At 69.7% G+C, this 20,317-nt stretch carries 14 protein-coding genes; 6 read left to right on the forward strand and 8 right to left on the reverse strand.

Annotation, left to right across the window (positions count from 1 at the left end; genetic code table 11):
- The first annotated feature begins 122 nt into the window (after nucleotides 1-122).
- From BHS09_RS14005 to BHS09_RS14015, 3 genes are all read left to right on the forward strand, one after another.
- Complete coding sequence (locus BHS09_RS14005) at nucleotides 123-1,718, forward strand: GMC family oxidoreductase (RefSeq protein WP_161604880.1); 1,596 nt, start codon at nucleotides 123-125, stop codon at nucleotides 1,716-1,718.
- A gap of 91 nt (nucleotides 1,719-1,809) precedes the next feature.
- Entirely contained in the window at nucleotides 1,810-4,761 is a 2,952-nt protein-coding gene (locus BHS09_RS14010) for a DEAD/DEAH box helicase (RefSeq protein WP_140790413.1), read from the forward strand.
- A complete protein-coding gene (locus BHS09_RS14015) occupies nucleotides 4,758-6,578 on the forward strand; it encodes a DUF885 domain-containing protein (protein WP_140798113.1) in 1,821 nt (606 codons plus the stop codon). Before BHS09_RS14010 ends, BHS09_RS14015 begins: the two co-directional genes overlap by 4 nt.
- Before the next feature lie 13 nt (nucleotides 6,579-6,591).
- On the opposite strand, the gene BHS09_RS14020 is transcribed toward BHS09_RS14015, so the two are convergent.
- Nucleotides 6,592-7,857, reverse strand: a complete 1,266-nt coding sequence (locus tag BHS09_RS14020) for a DmpA family aminopeptidase (RefSeq protein ID WP_140798114.1) — start codon at nucleotides 7,855-7,857, stop codon at nucleotides 6,592-6,594.
- A gap of 123 nt (nucleotides 7,858-7,980) precedes the next feature.
- On the opposite strand from BHS09_RS14020, the gene BHS09_RS14025 reads away from it, so the two are divergent.
- A complete protein-coding gene (locus BHS09_RS14025) occupies nucleotides 7,981-9,648 on the forward strand; it encodes a HEAT repeat domain-containing protein (protein ID WP_140798115.1) in 1,668 nt (555 codons plus the stop codon).
- A 182-nt stretch (nucleotides 9,649-9,830) separates the two neighbouring features.
- On the forward strand, nucleotides 9,831-10,889 hold the full coding sequence (locus BHS09_RS14030) for a hypothetical protein (protein WP_140798116.1): 1,059 nt from the start codon (nucleotides 9,831-9,833) through the stop codon (nucleotides 10,887-10,889).
- Nucleotides 10,890-10,895: 6 nt separating this feature from the next.
- On the opposite strand, the gene BHS09_RS14035 is transcribed toward BHS09_RS14030, so the two are convergent.
- The 5 genes from BHS09_RS14035 to BHS09_RS14055 form a co-directional block, all read right to left on the reverse strand.
- Entirely contained in the window at nucleotides 10,896-12,029 is a 1,134-nt protein-coding gene (locus BHS09_RS14035) for a hypothetical protein (RefSeq protein WP_237080354.1), read from the reverse strand.
- 79 nt (nucleotides 12,030-12,108) lie between these two features.
- Complete coding sequence (locus BHS09_RS14040; RefSeq protein ID WP_140798118.1) at nucleotides 12,109-13,287, reverse strand: hypothetical protein; 1,179 nt, start codon at nucleotides 13,285-13,287, stop codon at nucleotides 12,109-12,111.
- Nucleotides 13,288-14,181 (reverse strand): SMP-30/gluconolactonase/LRE family protein, encoded by an 894-nt coding sequence (locus BHS09_RS14045; RefSeq protein WP_140790427.1) that lies wholly within the window; start codon nucleotides 14,179-14,181, stop codon nucleotides 13,288-13,290.
- A 49-nt stretch (nucleotides 14,182-14,230) separates the two neighbouring features.
- Nucleotides 14,231-15,292: a BamA/TamA family outer membrane protein gene (locus tag BHS09_RS14050; protein ID WP_140798119.1), complete on the reverse strand. Its 1,062-nt coding sequence runs from the start codon at nucleotides 15,290-15,292 to the stop codon at nucleotides 14,231-14,233.
- A gap of 9 nt (nucleotides 15,293-15,301) precedes the next feature.
- Complete coding sequence (locus BHS09_RS14055; RefSeq protein ID WP_174260541.1) at nucleotides 15,302-16,606, reverse strand: alpha/beta hydrolase family protein; 1,305 nt, start codon at nucleotides 16,604-16,606, stop codon at nucleotides 15,302-15,304.
- Nucleotides 16,607-16,770: 164 nt separating this feature from the next.
- On the opposite strand from BHS09_RS14055, the gene BHS09_RS14060 reads away from it, so the two are divergent.
- On the forward strand, nucleotides 16,771-17,370 hold the full coding sequence (locus BHS09_RS14060; RefSeq protein ID WP_140790433.1) for a TetR/AcrR family transcriptional regulator: 600 nt from the start codon (nucleotides 16,771-16,773) through the stop codon (nucleotides 17,368-17,370).
- Nucleotides 17,371-17,497: 127 nt separating this feature from the next.
- On the opposite strand, the gene BHS09_RS14065 is transcribed toward BHS09_RS14060, so the two are convergent.
- Together BHS09_RS14065 and BHS09_RS14070 are read right to left on the reverse strand one after the other, a co-directional pair.
- Nucleotides 17,498-19,597: a lamin tail domain-containing protein gene (locus tag BHS09_RS14065; protein ID WP_237080355.1), complete on the reverse strand. Its 2,100-nt coding sequence runs from the start codon at nucleotides 19,595-19,597 to the stop codon at nucleotides 17,498-17,500.
- Between the two features lie 95 nt (nucleotides 19,598-19,692).
- Entirely contained in the window at nucleotides 19,693-20,205 is a 513-nt protein-coding gene (locus BHS09_RS14070; RefSeq protein WP_140790437.1) for a TetR/AcrR family transcriptional regulator, read from the reverse strand.
- Nucleotides 20,206-20,317 lie beyond the last annotated feature (112 nt).

Genomic DNA, 20,317 nt, shown 5'->3' on the forward strand with positions numbered 1-20,317 from the left:
TCCTGGGCAAAGCCCGGTGAGCTGGCTTCGTTGGAGTATCAGGGAGACGACTGTGATACAGGTAAGGCATTTCGTCTTTGCATGTCAATGCTGAGCGCCCGTGTCCGCATGGCATGCAATACATGCGGGAAGGTGGGAGTGATTTGTACGACGCACTCATCATCGGCAGTGGCGCGGGCGGCGGGCCGCTGGCGTTGAAGTTTTCCCAGGCAGGGCTTCGCGTGCTGGTGTTGGAGCGAGGCCCGCGGCACTCGCCGCGGGAATACGCGCACGATGCGACGGGGTTGGGGCCGCAGGACCTCATCCCCCGCGTCGAAGACGACCCACATACCGTGGTGACACGGAAGACGTCCGTGCCGCTGCGCACCGCGCTGGGCTGGACGGCCAGCTGCGTGGGCGGCGGCACCGTGCACATGGGTGGATATTTCTATCGCTTCCATCCGGATGACCTGCGCATGCGCAGCCGTTTCGGTGACTACGAGGAACTGGCGGACTGGCCTTATGACTACGCCGCGCTGGAGCCCTGGTATGCCGTGGCGGAGCAAGAGGTGGGCGTCTCCGGGCTCGCGGGTGTGAATCCTTTCGAGGGACCTCGCTCGACACCGTTTCCGCTGCCTCCGCTGGATGCGCATCCCCTGGCCGCCGCGTTGGAGGAGGCCTGCGCGCGGCGGGGGCTGCATGCCTTTCCAACGCCGCGCTCCATCAACTCGCGGCCCTATCAGGGGCGCCCCGCGTGCGCTTATTGCCTGGAGTGTTCCGGCCTGGGATGTCCGGTGGGCGCGCGAGGAAGCTCGCAGGCCGCGCTGCTGCCTCGCGCCGAGGCCACGGGCCACTGTGAGGTCCGCGCGCGGTGTCATGTCCGCGAAGTCACGGTGGGGCCGGATGGCCGCGCCACCGGGTGCGTGTACCTGGACGTGGAGGGGCAGGAGCACCGCGTGACGGCCCGCGTGGTGTGCGTGTGCTGTTCGTCCGTGGAGTCCGCGCGGCTCTTGTTGCTGTCGCGCTCGCCGCGCTTTCCCAACGGGTTGGCGAATGGCAGCGGGCGGGTGGGGCGGCACCTCCAGTTCCACGCCGTCACCATGGCGCAGGCGCGCCTGCCGCGAGACCGCCTCCCCGGTGCGCTGCTGGAGAATCCGCACCCGTTCATCGGCCGCTCGGTGATGGACCACTACTTCCTGCCCGACGGCGTGTCGGACCTGCCCAAGGGTGGCATCCTCCGCTTCGGACGCGGGCCGCCCGTGCCCGAGTCCCGGGACGGGGCGAAGGCGTCGGACGTGCTCTTCTGCGAGGTGTTCCACGACTTCCTCCCGAACGCCGGAACCTTCGTGGAGCTGGACCCGGAGGTGAAGGACCGGTGGGGGCTTCCGGTGGCGCGCATCCACCTGGACCGGCCACGGCACCACGTCCGCGCGGGGCAGTGGCTGCTGGCGCGCACCTTCGAGTTGTTCCGCGACTTGGGCGCCGAGGAGTGTGTCCCCCTCATCGTGGGCGGCACCTCGTCGTACCTGGTCCAGGGGACGTGCCGCGCCGGAGACGACCCGGAGACGTCGGTGCTGGACGGCCACTGTCAGACGCACGAGGTGGACAACCTGTTCGTGGTGGACGGCAGTTTCATGCCCACCTCCGGCGGGGCGGCCCCCACGTTGACCATCCTGGCCAACAGCTTCCGGAGCGCGGACCACATCGTCCGCCGCTTCCAGGCGGGGGACTTCGCCTGAGCCGGGGCAGGGGGAGGCCGCCTGCCACGCGACGGTGCGCGCTCATGGCCGTTGCGCGACGCATCCTCGGGGCGTAGGGAAACAACGCCCCATGTCCGCCACCGCCCAACTGCTCGAAACCGTCCGGAAGGAAGCCAAGCCGGGAATCTGGTCCAACGGCGTGAACCTCGCCCGCTCCGGAGCCGTGGTGCTCCAGTCCCAGAAAGGGGGCGAGCTGGAGCTGAGGGTGCGCGCCAAGGGGCGCCCGGTCGCTCTCACGGTCGTCCTGTACCCGAACGACGACGCCTGGGAGTGTGACTGCCCCAGTCAGGTGGACCCCTGCGAGCACGTGGTGGCGGCGGCCATCTCCATCCAGCAGGCGGAGAAGCAGGACACGCCCATGGAGACGGCGGCCACCCGCTGGGCCCGCGTCGTCTACCACTTCACCCGCATGGACGGCGGCCTGGAGCTTCGCCGCTCCATTGTCCAGGTGGACAGCACGGAGACGCCGCTGGAGGGCAGCCTGACGTCGCTGATGGCCCGGCCCGCGGAGGCCGCGAAGCTCCAGGTGGAGAACGCGGACCTGCTGGCCGACCGCATCCTGGAGCAGCGGCGCACGCGCGGCACCCTGGCACCGGAGACGCTGGAGGCGGTGCTCAAGGTGCTGGAGTCGGCGCGCAACGTGCTGCTCGACGGGCGCCCGGTGGCGGTGTCCGACGAGCAGGTGCTGCCGCGCGCGGTGGTGGAGGACCGCAGCGGCCAGATTGTGGTGACGGTGACCAAGGACCCGCGCATCCAGGAGGTGGTCAGCCCCGGGGTGGCGCTCGCGAGTGACACGCTGGTCCGCCTGGGCGAGACGTCCATGTCCGGCCCGTGGCTGCAGAACCTGCCCATCGTCCGCACGTACTCGGCGGACCATCTGGGAGACCTGACCTCGAAGATCATGCCCGAGCTGGGGCGCCGCCTGCCGGTGGAGGTCCGCAGCAAGCGGCTGCCGCGCCTGGACCGCGAGCTGAAGCCGCGCATCCTGCTGGAGCTGAACCAGCTCGACGCCGGCCTGTCCGTGCTGCCCACGCTCGTCTACGGCGCGCCGCCGGTGGTGCGCATCGACAACGGGCGCATGGTGTACCTGCGCGGCGCTGTGCCGCTGCGCGACGAGTCCGCCGAGCAGCGCCTCATCCACCAGCTGCGCGACGAGCTGAACCTGGTGCCCGGCCGCCGGCTGACGGTGCAGGGCTCGGAGATGGTGCGCTGGGCGGACAAGCTGCGGCGTTGGCGAGGCGACCTCGCCGGTGACGCGGCGGGTCTGGTGAGTCCCGACGTCAAGCTGCGCCCGTCGCTCCACCTGGAGTCCAGCGTCACGGGGCAGGGCGTCCCCGACGTGCGCTTCCAGCTCTCCTTCCAGGTGGAGGGGGCCAAGGGCGAGGTCAAGGCCGTGGACGCCGCCGCCGTCATCCGGGCGTGGACGGAGGGGCTGGGGCTGGTGCCGCTGGACGGTGGTGGCTGGGCGCCGCTGCCCCGGGCCTGGCTGGACAAGCACGGTCAGCGCGTGGCGGACCTGCTCAACGCGAGGCAGGAGGATGGGAAGGTCTCCAACCACGCGTTGCCGGAGCTCACCGCGCTGTGCGAGACGCTGGAGCAGCCTCCTCCGCCGGGCCTGGACCGGCTGGCGCCGCTCATCTCCGGCTTCGAGAAGCTGCCCCCGCCCGAGCTGCCCGCGGAGCTCAACGCCACGCTGCGCCAGTACCAGCTCCAAGGCGTCAGTTGGCTGGGCTTCCTGCGCGGCGCGGGGCTGGGCGGCATCCTGGCGGATGACATGGGTCTGGGTAAGACGCTCCAGACGATTTGCGCCCTGGGGCCCGGGTCGCTCGTGGTGTGCCCCACCAGCGTGCTGCCCAACTGGGCCGCGGAGCTGAAGCGCTTCCGCCCGTCGCTCAAGGTGTGCGTGTACCACGGGCCCGGCCGCGCGCTGGAGCCGTCCGCCGACGTGACGCTCACCACCTACGCCATCATGCGCCTGGACGCGGCGGTGCTCGGCGCGAAGACGTGGGACTCGCTGGTGCTGGACGAGGCGCAGGCCATCAAGAATCCGGACAGCCAGGTGGCGCGCGCGGCCTTCGGGCTCAAGGCGAACTTCCGGCTCGCGCTCAGCGGCACGCCGCTGGAGAACCGGCTGGAGGAGCTGTGGAGCCTCATGCACTTCACCAACCCGGGCCTGCTCGGGGGGCGCAAGCACTTCGAGGACAAGATTGCCCGGCCCATCTCCGAGGGCCGGCAGGACGCGGCCGAGGGGCTGCGGCGCCGCATCCGTCCCTTCGTGCTCCGGCGCCTGAAGCGGGATGTCGCGCCCGAGCTGCCGCCGCGCATCGAGTCCGTCATGCACGTGCAGATGGATGAGCGTGAGCGCTCCGTCTACGACGCGGTGATGGCGGCCACGCGCAAGGAAGTGGTGGCCCTGCTGAACGAGGGCGGCAGCGTGCTGAAGGCGTTGGAGGCCCTGCTGCGGCTGCGTCAGGCCGCGTGTCACACCGCGCTCGTTCCGGGCCAGCGGGCCAACACGTCGTCCAAGGTGGAGACGCTGGTGGACGCGCTGGAGACGGCCGTCTCCGAAGGCCACAAGGCGCTCGTCTTCTCGCAGTGGACGTCGCTGCTGGACCTCATCGAGCCGCGCCTGAAGGCGGCGGGCATCGGCTTCGGCCGGCTGGACGGCACCACGGCCAACCGCGGCGAAGTCACCGAGCGCTTCCAGTCCACGGAAGGTGAGCCGGTGCTGCTCATGTCCCTCAAGGCGGGCGGCACGGGCCTCAACCTCACGGCGGCGGACCACGTCTTCCTGGTGGACCCGTGGTGGAACCCGGCGGCGGAGGCGCAGGCCGCGGACCGCGCCCACCGCATTGGCCAGGAACGCACGGTGATGGTGTACCGACTGGTGTCCCAGGGCACCGTGGAGGAGCGCATCCTGGGGCTCCAGGAGAAGAAGCGGGCCATCTTCGAGGCGGCCCTGAGCGAGGCCGCCGCCGCGACGGCCATCACCCGTGAGGATTTGCTCGAACTCTTCTCATGACGCGCGCAGTCCTTCTCTTCGCAGTGGGGTTCCTCACGATGCTTCCCGAATCCGCCGACGCCCGGCCCCAGGCCGCCGCCACGCTGCACGCGCTCATCCAGCAGGAGTGGCAGTACCAGCTGGAGCACAGCCCGACGTACGCGTCCGTGCAGGGCGACCGGCGCTGGAACGACCGCTGGGATGACCTGAGCCTCAAGTCCATCGAGGCGGACCACCAGCACAACCTCCAGGTGCTCGCGAAGCTGAAGAAGGTGGACCGAAAGGCGCTCTCCGCCGCGGACCAGCTCAACTACGACCTGTTCCGCCGCGACTACGAGACGTGGGTGGAGGAGCACCGCTTCAAGACGTACCTGATGCCGGTGAACCACATGGGCGGCATCCCGGAGGGCATCAAACAGCCGCCGGGCGTGCAGACGGCCTACCAGCTCGCGGACAACCTGCGCTTCGAGACGGTGAAGGACTACGAGGACTGGGTGGCCCGGCTCCAGGGCTTCGGCACCTACGTGGACCAGGTGCTGGCGCTGCTGCGCGAGGGACTGCGCGAGAAGCGCATCCATCCCCAGGTCGTCCTCCAGCGGATTCCGCCGCAGGTGGCGAAGCAGCTCGTGGCGGACCCGGCGGACAGCGGCTTCTTCGCGCCGTTCCGCCGCTTCCCCAAGGGCATTGCCTCCGTGGAGCAGCAACGCCTGTCCGCGGCGGGCCGCGCGGCGATTGCGCAGGGCGTGCTCCCCGCGCTGAAGCGCTTCCACCAGTTCCTCACCGAGGAGTACGTCCCGAAGGGCACGGAGGTGGTGGGCATCTGGCAGCTGCCCGAAGGCGCGGAGCTGTATGACTTCCTCGCGCGCAAGTTCACCACCACGGGTCTGGGCGCGGAGGAGATTCACGCGCTCGGCCTGGCCGAGGTCCAGCGCCTGCGCGCGGAGATGGAGGCGGTGAAGGTCCAGACGGGCTTCAAGGGCACGCTGGCGGAGTTCTTCCGCTTCCTGCGGACGGATGCGCGCTTCTATGCGCGGGACGGGGACGAGCTGCTGATGCGCTACCGGGCCTTGTCCAAGCGCATCGACCCGTTGCTGGTGCGGCTGTTCAAGACGCTGCCCCGGCAGCCCTATGGCGTGGAGCCGACGCCGGAGGCCATGGCTCCGGACGCGACCACCGGCTTCTATTACCCAGGGGCGTCGGATGGCTCGCGGCCGGGCACGTACCTGGTGAACCTGTACCGGCCGGAGACGCGCCCCCTGTGGGAGATGGTGCCGCTCACGCTGCACGAAGCCGTGCCCGGTCACCACCTTCAGACGGCCCTGGCCGCCGAGCAACCCGGCCTGCCCGAGTTCCGCCGCTACGGCTACTACGTGGCCTATGGCGAAGGCTGGGCGCTCTACTGCGAGACGCTGGGCGACGAGCTGGGCCTGTACTCCAGCCCCTACGAGAAGTTCGGCCAGCTGGCCTACGACATGTGGCGCGCGGTGCGGCTCGTCGTCGACACCGGCATGCACGTGAAGAAGTGGACGCGGCAGCAGGCGCTCGACTTCTTCATGGAGAACTCACCGCGCCAGGAGCTGGACACCACCAACGAGATTGACCGCTACATCGCCTGGCCGGGGCAGGCGCTGGCGTACAAGGTGGGGCAGCTCAAGATTCGCGAGCTGCGCACGCGCGCGGAGCAGGCTTTGGGCCCGAGCTTCGACGTGCGCGAGTTCCACGACGTCGTGCTGCTCGACGGCGCCCTGCCGTTGGACATCCTGGAGGCGCGGGTGCAGGCGTGGGTGGCGGCGCGGCAGCATGAGGCCGCCGCGCCGAAGCCTCAGCGCGCGCCCTGAGGCGCGCGCGGCGTCACGGCGCGGGCGCGGGAGGCGCCAGTCGGCCGTACTTCTTCATCACCTGGATGAGCCGTTCCTGGGGCAGGCCGTAGACGCGGCTGCTCTCCGCGCCCGTCATCGTGTCGGACGCCAGCATCGAGTTGAGGATGGCCTCCTGCGTGGCCTGGATGGTGGCCTCGAAGAGCGGCGTCATCCGCTCGTTGTCGAGCGACGAGACGCTGGCCACGTCCGTGCCCGTGGGGGGCTTCAGCCGCTGCGTGGAGAAGGCCAGGAAGATGTCGCCAGAGGAGTTCCCCCCCAGGCCGCCCATCTTCCCGATGCCCAGCGGCACGCGCTTCGCCAGACGCTCCAGTTGATGCGGCAGCAGCGGCGCGTCCGTCGCCACCACCACGATGATGGAGCCGGCGCCCTCGGGCGTGCGGGGCTGGGTGTCGCCACGCGACGTCGCGCAGGCCGGCATCTTCTCGAACATGCTGTGGCTCGGCTTCTTGGGCCCGGTGTAGCAGGGGCGCAGGTCGTTGAGCTCCTCGCCCACGGGCACGCCCTCCACGGTGAAGAGGTGCCGCGCGCCGTAGTTGCACTGCAACAGCACGCCCACGGTGTAGCCGCCCTCCGACGCGGGCAGCTTGCGTGACGCCGTGCCGATGCCGGCCTTGAAGCTGTGGCACACCATCCCCGTGCCACCGCCCACCGAGCCCTCCGCGACCGGGCCTCCCTTGGCGCTGTCGAGCGCGCGGTGGGCGTGCGTGGCCTTCACGTGGAAGCCATAGATGTCATTCAGCAGGCCATCCCACGTCTCCGCGACGACGGGCAGGCCCAGCTCCCACTCCAATCCGCGCTTCATCGCCCACGAGATGACGGAGTCGCGGACGGTGCCCACGTCGTTGGTGTTGGTGAGCATGACGGGGCCGGCGAGCTGGCCGGACTCGGTGAGCCAGTGGGAGCCCGTCATTTCACCGTTGCCGTTGAGGGCGTAGATGGCTGCGAAGACGTCCTCGGACACGCCGTCCTTGCCGCGAGGCAGCACGGCGGTGACGCCGGTGCGCACCGCGCCCTTTCCCCGCGGGCCGCGGGTGTCGCCCGAAATCAACGTCGTATGGCCCACCTCCACGCCGGACACGTCGGTGATGGCGTTGTTCGGGCCCGACTGTCCGCCAAAGGTGATGCCCAGGTCGCGGGCGCGGGGCCTCGCCTGGGTGGACTGCGCTTCCGCTGGAAGGGACCACAGCAACAGACAGGACACGATTCCCAGTCGCAAAGGGAGACGGAACGGGTTCATGGCGTGGCGTCATATCGCGACCGCGTCAGGCCCCCAACTGGAGGTCCCGTCTGGCCATGTCCGTTGTCTCCCTGCCAGTATCTCTCTGAGTCCCCTCGCCGTCGGGAGGCCGCCGGGCCGCACATGGCTGAACACGAAGACCTCGATGCGCTGTGGCGCAAGGCGCGGCCGGATGACCTCGCCTCGCTGCGGCGGCTGGATGCCGCACTGGTTCGTTCCGGCTACCAGGTGGAAGGAAAGACGGTGCGCGAGTGGATTGCCGCGCTCGCCGGAGACCGCATCCGCTGGTTCGACGGCAGGGATGCACATGACCGCGTGTGCCAGGCGGGGCTCGCGGCGGTGCCCGCGCTCATAGAGGCCCTGGCGCGAGCGGACCAGGAGGCTTCCTGGCAAGCCACGCGCAACATGCTCGGGCAGTGCGTCGCGGCGCTGGGCACCATCGACCCGCTTCCCACCTGTGCGATTCCGGCGCTCCTCGACGTGCTCCGTCAGCCCGTGGCGCGGGTCCGGCGAATGGCGTTGGCGGTGCTGACGCGCATGCGCCCACGCGCCACCCCCATGGCCCTGCGCGCCGTCCTGTCGTGTCTCAAGGAGCGGGGCGACACACCGACGCGGTTGCACGCGGCGCAGGTGCTGGCGGCGATGCAGGACCCGTTGCCGGAGAAGGTCCGCGTCGTCGCGCTATCGCTGCTCGAAGATGCCCACCGCGCGGTGCGCCGGGAGGGGCTCCATGTCCTCGCTCGCTTTCCGCGCGACGAAGAGGTCCTCACCGCGCTGGAGGAGCAGGCCATTCTGGACGATGAGAATCGGAACGAGGCCCTGCGCGTGCTGTCGCTGCTGGCGCCGGCCCGAGCGATTCCAAGGCTGCTCGAAGTGGCGAGCAGCGCGAGGTCGCGCCGGCAAGAAGACGGGCCGCCTCCGCCTTCCTGGCGGGGCCCGCTCGGTGAGACCCGACGGCTCGAAGATGGGAAGCGAGCCCTCTTGTTCATCGCCCGGCTGGGCGTCCGGGGCGCGGAGGCGCTGGCGTCGCTCGACGCGCTCCGGGCCGTCGAGGTCCTGGCACCCTATGTGGACGCCGTCATGGACGACATCACGCGCGCGGTGCTGCGAAATCGAGCGCCGCCCTTGAGGACGGAGCGTTTCCAGGAGCCGCTCTGCGCCGCGCTCTTGACGGACGTGGCGTGGCCCGTCGAGCGCACCGAGGAGCCGTCCCTGGCGCTGCGCCCGTGGCTCGAGTCCCTGGCCGCCTTCGGCACGGAGGTGGAGGTGCGCGTGGCGCTCGCCGCCGCGAGGCATGTGCTGTGGCTGTGGGAGTCCCAGGACCCGAACAACGACTGGTCGCGCCGCGCCGTCATGGCCATGGACCGCTGGCTCTGTGAGCCCTCGGAGGCGCACGCGGCGCAGGTGGCCGCGGTGGGAAACTTCACCCCCAGCCAGTTCTGCGCGCCGGATGCCTTCTCCGCCGCCTGGTCGGTGAACTACGCCTGCGGGTGTGTCCCCCGGCCGTCCGCGCCCGACGCCCCGCGCCGGCCTGAAGAGGACCCCCTGGGCGCGTGCGTCCATGCCGCGTGCCGGGCGCTGAGCCGCCGGTCAGTCATCACCTTCGCGCTGGGCGCCAGCGAGGAGTCTCCAGAGCCACTCAGCCCGCGTGAGTCGGCACGACAGGTCCATCGTGCCATCGTGGACGAGGTGCTGCCCTGGGCCTGTGGTGCCTGGGACCCCGTGAAGGACACGCCACGGCTGCGCGATGCGCTGCGCGCGGACGGCTGGCGCATCCCCGGCGCGCCCTGACTTCGCGCGTCCGGCTGTCCGCGGGTGTGCAGTGGCCGTGAGACCGCCGGGCCGGGAAGTGTGCACGCGTCAGACGCTGACGTACGTGAATGCCCCCCGAGCGCGCGTGCGGTCCGCGGGGGCAGGTGACAACCCGCTGGCCGCAGGCCTGAGGTCCGGCCCCGTGACTCATGGGGGCGTCCATGGCGTGGAGGGCAGGGGGCGGAGTCCAGCGGTGGTGGGCCGCCCTGCTGTGGGGGACGTGTGTCCTGCTGGCGGGCGTCGTCCGCGCGGACGGGTGGCACGTGGAATACGACGCGCCGGTCCCGCTCTTCCTGGACCGCAGCTACATCCTCGACTCCCCCAACCGCATCCGCCGTCTGGGGGCGCCGAACTCCCCGGAGAAGCTCATCTTCGAGGCGCAGGTGGCGCCCAACCTCTTTCTGCCACAGCTCCATCACGGAGACTTCACGCGGCCCGGCGGTGAGTATTTCCTGTCGCTCATCATCACCCCGGCGGTGCAGCTGCGCATCGTGGACACGGCGAGCGACCCCGCCATCCCGCCGTCCTTCATCGCGAAGGCGACGTTCCAGGTGGCGCACCTGCGACCGCTGGCGAAGCCTCGGGCGGAGGGCGCGGCGGTGCGGGGATTGGCGCTCGCGCTCAACGTCATCGTGGCGCACTACTCGAATGGGGAGTCCGGGTGCTTCTACAGCAACCAGACGCGCGGCGAATCCGGGTGCACGCCGTCGGAAGGGCAGCTGCCGCTGAACGAGGTTTCCGGCAGCTTCACGACGAACTTCTTCCGCATGGAGTTCCACAGCCGGTTGGCTTTCGACGTGGAGCCGGACCTGCGCAACGCGTGGTTGGTGGGCGGGTTCGCCGCCTTCGAGCTGAACACCTCCATTGGCCCTGGCCGCATCACCCGCTCCCAGCGTGCCGTCTACGGTGACGGACACTGGGCGGCCGGCGTCATGGGCCAGCGCACGTGGAGCAACCACCGCTTCCCGTTGGAAGTGTCCGTGTCGCAGCCCTTCGGGGAGACGCCCTCGCAGCGGGCCACGTGGAAGGCTGAGTTCGGCGTCTACCCTCGGTGGGGCGCGGGTTTCGGCGTCTTCGCGCGGTACGTGAAGGGACAGGACTACTACAACATCCTGTTCCTGGAGCCCGTGGCGCTGTGGCAGTTCGGGCTCGCCTTTGAGCTCAACCCCGGCGCGCGACTGCGGGCGGCCGAGGAAGGTCGGCCGCCCGGGTTTCCTTGAGCCGCTTCAGGGCAGGCGCGCGTCGAGCCACGTCAGGTGCGCGTCGACCGTCTCCGCCACCACCTGCGCCTGGTCCGACGCGCTGGGGTCCGTGTAGGGATTGCCAATCTCCTTGTGCTGCCACTTCACCCACGTCTGCTTGTACCAACCCCAGTCGAGGTTCGTGCCCGTCGAAGGCGGGGTGCTGCCCGCGTAGCCGGAGAAGGCGCGGATGCCCGTGGCGGGAGCGACCTCCTGGCCGCCCACCACGTGGAAGATGTGGAGCCTGTCGCGGCGGGGGAACTGGGCCGTCAGGTTCGTGGCCCACGCGCCATAGAAGGTGCCCCAGGGCCGCACGGGGTTGTTGATCTTGCTGTCGAAGGTCCCCAGCTCTCCCTGGCTGTTGCGGCACACGCCGTCGAACGACGACACGTAGATGTCGATGCCGTCGAGCGCCGTGTTCGCGCGGAGCGCTTGCGCCATGCGCATCATCAAGCATCCACCGCGCGAGCTGCCCGCCAGGTAGATGGCGCGCGTCTCCGGACGGACCTGCGCCTGGAGCCAGTTCGAGAAGCCATTCACGATGCGCTGCTTCGTGTCGCTGTCGAACAGGTGGTCGAAGTTGGCGTCGTTGACGACGGACAGGTACGTCTTCCCGCTGGGAAACCAACCCAGGGCGCGCAGCTTCATGGCCAGCGAACGGCCGTCCAGGCTCACGTTGGGACAGGAGACGCTGTCACAGGACGCATCCCAGTTGGAGGCCTGCCCGGTGACGCCGCTGGAGTGGCCGCTGCTCGAAATCTTCTGGCCCGCAGACATGATGACCAGTGCTTCTCGCATGGCAGGCGCGTCCACCTCCGCGATGCGGATGTTGTGGAGCGCGACGTCAAAAGCGCCCGCCGCGCGGAAGTGCTCGAACCCCGCCGCTGCTTGATAGGCTCCCGAGCCGTTCCTGTAGACGACACGGCGGGACACCACCGTCTGGCTGCTGCCGCTGGGATACGTCAGCGCCTGGGCATGGGTGTCCAGCGCGCCGTCGGACTCGGACGCGGACGGGGCCGGCTCCATGGGGCCGCCGCAGCCCGCGAGGGCGCCTGTGAGCAGCAGGGCCAGGTTCAACCTGGAGAAGACACGACGAGCGACGCGTTCGGTGCGGACCATGGTGTGCTCCGAGGGCGGAGGGAGGTGCATCGGCACGCCCTGGGCACGCCCCCCTGGGCCCAGGGCGAAGTCGAAGTGCTCAGGGCACGCTCACGGTGGCTCGGGCCAGGGCGAGCCAGGAGTTTCGCCGGCCCGGGTCCTCCAGCGGCGCGGTGTCGTACCGCTGGGCGTACCCGGCGGCGCCGAGGCCGAAGAAGGACGTCACCCACCAGCGGACCGCGAGGGCGCCGCCCGTCGTACCGCCGGGCTGGATGTCGGAGGCACCCCGGCCCAGCCACAGCCGCTCCACGCGCGCGCCGAGCTCGACGGCGCCCGTGGGCACCTGCCCGGCGTTGACGGCGTCCATGCCGGTGGGGTCGTTCGGCGCCACGGGCCAGCGAGCGCCGTCGCCCCGGGGGCGTCCCACCACCACCCAGGACACCTCCAGCGAGGCACCCTGGCTCTCCATCCGCGGCAGTCCTTCGCGCGGGGTGTTGGGATTGCCATCGGTATCGCGAGAGCGCCGCTCCCAGGCCGCGGCGCCTTCCGCCAGCACCCGCACGGGCCCAACGTCCAGCCGCGCGTGCGCCTCCACCACCGAGCGAGGCCCTGACACCGGCGGGGGCCGGTAGAAGACGAAGTTCTGGGGGCCGATGCCACCGATGCCGGCCCGGTCGTAGGCGTTCTCCACATGGACACCCGCGCCAGCGCGGAAGCCCCAGAAGGCATCCACGTTGCCCCGGGCGCGGCCCCAGCGTCCGTCCACGCGGGCGTCCAGGGCGGGCAGGCTGTTGTCATTGCCCAGCGGACTGCGCGAGCCATTGCCCACGCGCACCCAGGCCTCCACGGGCAGCGCCTTGGGCGCCCACCAGGCCTCGATGCCCAGGTCGCGGCGCGGCCAGAACGTCTGCGCCAGCAGGGACAGCTCGGGAATGGCCCGAGTCTCCAGGTTCTCGTCGCGCGCGCTGATGAACAACGGCGTCTTCGACATGCCCATGGACAGGCGCAGCGACTCCCCCAGGGTGGCGGCCACGAAGGCGTCGACGAGCGCGGGCTTCTCCTGCGCCCACTCCGCCACGCCGGAGGCCATCAGCCAGGGCACGGGGTAGGCCCGGGCGCCCACGCGGAGGCGGGCCAGCGTGACGCCGTCGAAGCCCTCCACCTCGGAGACGTGCTGACGCCAGTCGATTTCACCCACCAGGACGGGCTGGAGCCAGTCCGGGGCCGCCAGCGCGGGCGTGCTCGCCAGCGTGGCCACTGCGATGAGGACATGGCGCATTCAGTCCACCGGGACAATCTGGAGGAAGTGCGTGGTGCCGTTGGACTCGTCCCTGTCGTGGTCGGCGAGGAAGAGGCGGCGGTTGGCGGCGTCGTAGGCGATGCCGCGCACGTTCTGGAAGCCACTGGCGATGACCCGCTGCGCGCCGGTGCTGGGATTGATGCTGACCACGGTGCCCTGACGGGTGCCCGTGAGCAGCGCGCCGCCCGGCCCGAGCGACAGCAGGTCCGGCTCGGTGAGGGTGGCGATGGTGGTCAGCTCCGAGGGACGCGCCAGCGGCGAGCGGTACACCTTCCCGGCAATCTGGTCCGCGATGTAGAGCGAGTCACCCACGGCCAGCACGCCCACGGGCTTCTCCAGCGCGCCCACCACCTCCTGCTCGGTGCCGTCCAGGTTGAGCAGGGCGATGGCGCCCACATTCACGTTGCTGTTGCGGACGAAGTAGGAGTTGAAGAGCCGCCCGTCCTCCGTCACCGTCAGGCCGATGCGGCGGCGGTTGGTGGGCAGTCCCGGCACTGTGCCGGTGGTGCCGTCCGGCCGCGCGAAGAGCACCGCGCCCGCCGTCCCGAAGCCGAAGCGCACCGTCACCAGCGTGCCGTCCGGCATCCGCACCACCTCACCCAGGTTGGTGCTGTTGGGCGGCGCGTCCGGCAGCGCGACGGCCAGGGACACGCCTTCACCGTCCCGGTATTTGAGGATGCGGTGGTTCTGGTCGTCGGCGATGTAGAGCGTTTCGTTCTCGGCGTCCCAGAACATCCCGTTGGGGTCGCCGTCCAGTGGGATGGCCTTGGGGCCCCGGTCCACGGGCGCATCATCCCCCGGACGGTCGGAGGGGGAGTCAGAGCAGCCCACGAGGGTGAGCAGGGCAAGAAGGGGCAACAGGGGAGCGCGCATGTCCGGGCTTCTAACTCACGGGACGGTGAATGTTGGCTGATTTCCCAGTCTAGAAAGCCTCGCCCACGTTCAAGTAGAAGCTCGGTTCGCTTCCGTAGGCGATATCGAGCCGGATATTGACGGGAACGTTTGACATGGGTGCGAAGCGCAGCCCTCCGCCAGCCGCGGGTTTGATGTCACGCAGGTCGAAGTCGCGTGGGCTGCGTGCCACCGTCGCCGCGGAGACGAAGGCCACGCCGCCCAGTCGCCAGAAGAGGGGCGCGCGGTACTCGACCTGCGCGCCCAGGTGCTGGCGCTCGCGGAAGCGCCCCTCCAGGTAGCCTCGGCTCAACTCCATCCCACCCAACCTTCCCGTGTCATAGAAGGGCGGTTCACCGTCGCGCAGGTCGACGAGTCCCTGCATCGCGAGAACGTGCCGCTGTCCCCATGGAAGTGTGAGGTAGCGCCGGACATCCAGCCGCAGCACATCGAAGACGTAGTCGGAGCTCCACGCGTCCCGCGCCCGGCGCAGGTTGAGCCGCGCCACCAGACCTGTCAGCGGATTGAGCGTGTTGTCCCGTGAGTCATAAAGGGCGGTGAGTCCGAATTGAACCGTCGAACCGCCCTCGGCGCCCGTCATGCGCCGCACCGCCCCGTCCTCCGCGACATAGGTGAAGCGCGCGTGCTGATAGCGCACGGTGGGGCCGACATAGAGGCGGGGGGCGATGCGCCACTTCGGACTCAGTTCAAGCTCGAAGAAGATGGGGGTGAAGTCCTCCTCGTCCTCCGCCCGCGTGCGTGCGCCCATGCCGAAGAAGCGGTCCGGGAAGCGCGCCGCGCTGGCGGTGGCCGTGAGGTTCAGCCGGTCGTCGAGCAGATTCACGTCCGGCTGGAGGAGGAGGGTGAACTGGCCACGGGTGCTCGCGGCGGCAGCCAGCATCACCTGGGACTCCCTGCCGCCTCGCGACGCCGGGGGCTGATAGATGAGCGATGCCGCGCCGCCCAGGAGGAAGCTCGTCTCCGGCTGGTAGGCGGGCAGCACGAAGGGGACGACGCTGAAGCGCCCCTCCGGTGCTTCCTCGCGAGTGGCCACGAGCAGGACGCCGAGGACGGCCGTGAGGAGCGGTGTCATGGCGGGGCCTCAGACGTTTTCGTCGAGCCAGTCGAACAGGCGCGCTTCGGCCAGCGCCGTGGACGCCGCCTGGCAGTGCAGGGGCGCGGCCTCTTCGTGGGTGAACATCATCAGGTGCTTGGGGCCCCGGAGCGCGTCGTAGAGCTTCTGGGATTGGCCCGGCGAGGCATCCTCCGCCTCGCCCTCCATGATGAGCACCGGGCAGCGGATGCGGTCGACGATGGCCTCGTTGGTGAACTCCTCCAGCTTGCGGAAGAGCTCCGACGGCGACCGGGCGCCATGCTTCCAATACACGTCACGCAGCCAGTACTGGGCGGTGGGCCAGCGGTCCGCGAGCGCGGTAATCGCCTGGTCGAACTTCTCCGGGTGTGACTTCAGCAGCGCCAGCGAGCCCGGGAGGAAGCGGTTGAAGTGCGAGCTGGTGGACTCCCACCAGCTGAGGACGCCGGGGTTGGCGATGCACAGGGCGATGCGATGCTCGAACGCCGCCGCCCGAGGCGCCAGGGCGCCGCCGAACGACAGGCCCATGAGGAGGATGCGGCGAGGGTCCACCCCGCTGATGCGCTCGGCCGCGTCCACCACGGGGCTGACGGCCTTCTCCCAATCCGGCCGGAAGCTCAGCCGGTGTTCCCGCAGCGAGCGGCCCTGGCCCGGGCCGTGGAACATGAGCACGTGGTAGCCGCGCCGGGCCGCGCCTTCCCAGACCCACTTCGTCTCCTCCGGCCAGGCATGCAGCCCCTGGTGGAGGAGGATGACGGGCGCGCTGGGCTTCGCGTGCGGCGAGCGCACGAAGTACGCCGCCAGCGAGGTGCCCTCGTAGGGGATGGCCAGCGGCTGCACGTCGTAGCCGAGCAGCCCGTTCGACTTCTCGAAGGTGGTGGCCGCCTGGCGCGTCACCTCGAGCGTCCGCGGGTCCTCCAGGTCCGTGTAGTGCATCGTCGCCGCGCGGTAGTAGTTCGCCGCGCGCGCGTAGGCCTGGCCGGCGCTCAGCAGGTGGCCCTTGGACTCGGCGTCCTGGGCGTGGCCGTGGACCCGCCGCGCCGTCTGGGTCCACGCCTCGAACCAGCTGCGCTCGTCCCCGGGCTGGATGCGGCTGGCCGTCTCCAGCACTTCTCCCACGTCGCTTTGGCCATGGGTGGCATGGCTGAGGAACCAGAGCACCTGGTTGTCCATCAGCCCGTCCCCCGTGAGGCGGATGTCGTACCAGGCGTCGCTTCGGGGGTTGAGGCCCTGCACGTCCTTGGACACTGGTGCCAGCGCGCTCCGCAGCCCCAACGCCGCCGCCGCGCCGCCAGCAAACAGCCCCGCTCCCATCAGCACGCCTCGTCGAGAGGGTCTTCCTGCGGTAGGTTCGCCTTCGGGCTTGACCATGGGATTCAATCTCCTGGGTTAATCTGTTGATTGAATCAATAGATTTAAAGTTACCCGCGCCTGTCAAGCGCCAGCGCGGACTCACGTCGTTTCAGGGGTTTGCAGGGATGGGGACCAAGGAGCAGGAGGCCCGGGAGCGCATTCTCCGGGCGACCATCGTGTGCATCGGCCGGGATGGACTGGATGCGACGGGCATCCGGGAGATTGCCCGCGAGGCGCAGGTGAACAGCGCGGCCATCAGCTACTACTTCCGGAGCAAGGAGAAGCTGGTTGCCCTGGCGCTGGAGCAGACGCTGGACCAGGCCTTCGGGAACGTCCTGGAGGACTTCGATCGGCTCCGGTTGGAGGGCCTGGGCATTCGCGAGGCGTTCGAGACGCTGCTCGAGGATTTGATGAGCAACTCGCTGCGCTACCCGTACATCGCGCACGCGCACTTCCACGACGCGCTGGCCCATCAGCGCTACGACAGCTCCGCCATCCAGCGCTTCAATGCGTTCCTGGCCGAGCTGGCCGGGCGGCTGGCGCCGGGGACGCCGCATCTGCCGGAGAACAGGCTGCGGATGGCGCTGACCCAGGTCTGGGCCTCCCTGAGCCTGCTGTCGATGATGCCCCGGCTGTTCGACCAGTTCATCCTGCTCGACTTCGGCACGCTCGACACGCGGCGCGCCTGGGTGCAGCAGTCGTCACGGCTCCTCTTCGTTCCCTGAAGGCGGCTCGCGCGCGTTACTGCGATGGTGATTCACGCATGGCCGCGGTTGCCGACGTCGACGCCGCGGCTCGGCCACGCCGCGAGCCCCAGGGGAACTCGCGACGGGCCGTGTCACACGTGTCTCGTCAGAACGCCGCGCCGTTCGCGCGCAGCCCTGGAGAGCTGGCGACCCCCGGCGTCAGCGTGTCATGCGCGACGAAGTTCGCATTCGGCGAGGCGTCCGTCGAGCGGTTGGCGGAAACCCCGGGCACGGTGGACGTGTAGTCGTAATAGTCCACCAGGGTGGAGTCCTGCCGCCGGACGCGCACGACGTCACTGCCGTTCCCCAGGCCCAGCAGGCCACTGGACGCGGCCAGCGCATTCGCCTGTCCCGCAGGCACCGCCGCGGCGCCACCGAAGACGACCACCGCCTTACCACCACCCAGCTGCGTCCCCTGCGCGAAGACATGCCGCGCGGAACCGCTGGTGGCGTCCCACAGCGTCCAGCCGGAGATGTCCACGGGGAAGCGACTGGCGTTGACCAGCTCCACGAACTCGTGCGCGGATGTCTGGGCGCCTTCATTGGCCAACACCTCGTTGATGAACACGCGCGCGGCGCCATTGGCGATGGTCAGCGCCTCCTCATTCATGTCCGTGTGCGCCGGTTCGTAGACATCCACCACGCGTACCCACACGCTGGAGGCCGCCTCGTCCGGAAGGCTCCAGACGACGCGCCCCAGGGCCGCCGGGACGGACTCGGCCAGGAAGCTCCAGTCTGTGCCGCCATTGGTGGAGACCTCGACGCGGACCCTGCCCACGCCCCAGGACGTCCAGGTGATGGGCAGCGTGCTCCCGCCCTGGTACGTCCCGTCGTGGGGAGACTTCAGGCGGAGGAAGGGGCCGGTCGCCGCGCTGAAGGAGTAGCTGCTGACGACGGGGCGGTGGTCGCTGACCACGTTGAGGAAGTCGGGGAACCACTCGTCCACGTAGAGCACGCGGGCCGATTCCGCGACATAGCGGTCCGCCACCTCGTTGGTGGCCAGGGTGTGGTCGACGACGTTCTCGAAGCCAATGGAGGTGTCATCCCCCGCAAGCGACAGCTCCCGGGTGATGAAGGTGTAGCGAGCCGAGTCGGAGACGAGGTTCTGGTAGGGCGTGGCCAGCGGCGCGCCGGAGGTGGGGTCGAGCGAGATGGACTCGTCCACGTCGTCATTCCAGTCGCCAATCACGAAGACGTGCTGCGTGGGCAGCTGCTCGTCGAGGTACGTCTTGAGCGCCGCGGACGCGCGCTCCCGGGCTTCGCGCGGCCCCGTCGGGTCGGCGCTGTTGGCGCGCATGTGGACGACGATGACGGTGAGCGGCGTCTCCGCCCCGTTGATTTCGGTGGTGAAGTCCACGCGGAGCGGCGGGCGGTCCGCGAAGTCGGAGATGTTGCCAATCCGGACCAGGGTCGCGCTCTGGAAGGTGAGGGAGCTGTCGTAGAGGACGCCCAGCTTCTGGCTGCTCGTGCCGTAGGGAGACGTTCCGCCAGAGACGAAGACCGCGTTGTTGGAGAGGAAGCCGTCGAAGCCGGGGAGCTGGGCCTTGAGCAGGTCGAAGTCGGCGGTATCCACCATCTCCACCATGGCCCACAGGTTGGCGCCCGCGGCGAGCATGATGTCGCGCGCGCCGGCAATCTGCCGGTCATCGGACGTGCCGCCATCCGACGAGGAGTTCGACGGGCCGCGCGAATCCGAGCCGAAGTAGGTGAGGTTCCACTGGCCCACCGTGAACACGGGGGCGCCCGGCGCGCTCACGGAGAGCGTCAGCTCCCGGGTGCCCGTCTGGCCATTCGCATCCTCCACCGTGACAGTGAAGGTCCTGTCGGCCACCTGGGCGGGCGTGCCGCTGAGCGTGCCCGTGGCGGACAGCGTGAGGCCCGCCGGCGCCGTCCCCGCCGTGATGCTCCAGGTCAGGGGCGCGGTGCCACCCGCGGCGGCCAGCGTCGTCGTGTACGCCCGGCCTACGGTGCCTTTCGGCAGCGCCTCGGTGGTGATGCCAGGCGGCGCATCCTGTCCGGCGTCCGTCCCCGCATCGGAATCGGTGCCCGCATCGGAATCGGCGCCCGCATCGGAGTCCGTCCCAGAGTCGCGATTGTTTCCGGCGTCGACGACGCCACTGTCCGCGGGCGTGGGCGTGGGGTCGTCCCCGCAGGCGGACAATAGGAGCAGGACGAGAAGCGGCGCGAGTGCGCGGGGTGGCGACATGAACGACTCCATGGCAGGGAACGAAGCTCGAAGGACAGCGACGGTAGCCGATGGGGAGGACATGCGCCCCCTACCACGACAGGGTCGCCGCGTCCTCAGGTCGCGCCTTCGTCAATGACTGACTGGATTGAGGCAGCCAGCCAGCGCTGGGTGGAGGTGTCGAGCCCTTCGGAAAGCCGTTGAATGGGCAGCAGCCTCCCGCTGACGAGCAAGCCATTCCAGAGGATGTTGAGCCGGGCCGCGCGCCCCTCTCCATCCGGAGCGCCCAGCCAGCGGGCCAGGGGCGTGATGACTTGCTTCTGGAGCAGTTCGACGCTGGTCGCGTGGGCTTCGGGGTCGGACGCCGAAAGGATGAGCATCGCCAACGGACCCGAGGCGTCGTGTGCGCCCAGGAAGAGGGACACCACCGTCTCTCCAAACTGGCGCCTGTCTATCTGGAGCAACGGGCCGATATCGAGCACCTGCGCCAGCGTCTCCCGGTACAGCCCCTGCTTGGAGCCGAAGTAGCGGCCCACGAGCGAGGAGTTGACTCCGGCCAGCGCCGCGATGTCCCGCACCCCCGTGTTGGCGAAGCCCTGTGTGGAGAAGAGGGTCCGCGCGGCGGTCATCAGGGAGGTGCGTGTGCGTTCAGAGTCTCTTTGCCGAGCGGCTGGCTTTGCAGTGGGCAGTTGGGGCGGGGGCATCCGGGTTTACTTACAATTCTGATTGAGTTATGTCTAT

Origin of the sequence: Myxococcus xanthus (assembly GCF_006402735.1) — a bacterium.
Taxonomy (GTDB): domain Bacteria; phylum Myxococcota; class Myxococcia; order Myxococcales; family Myxococcaceae; genus Myxococcus; species Myxococcus xanthus_A.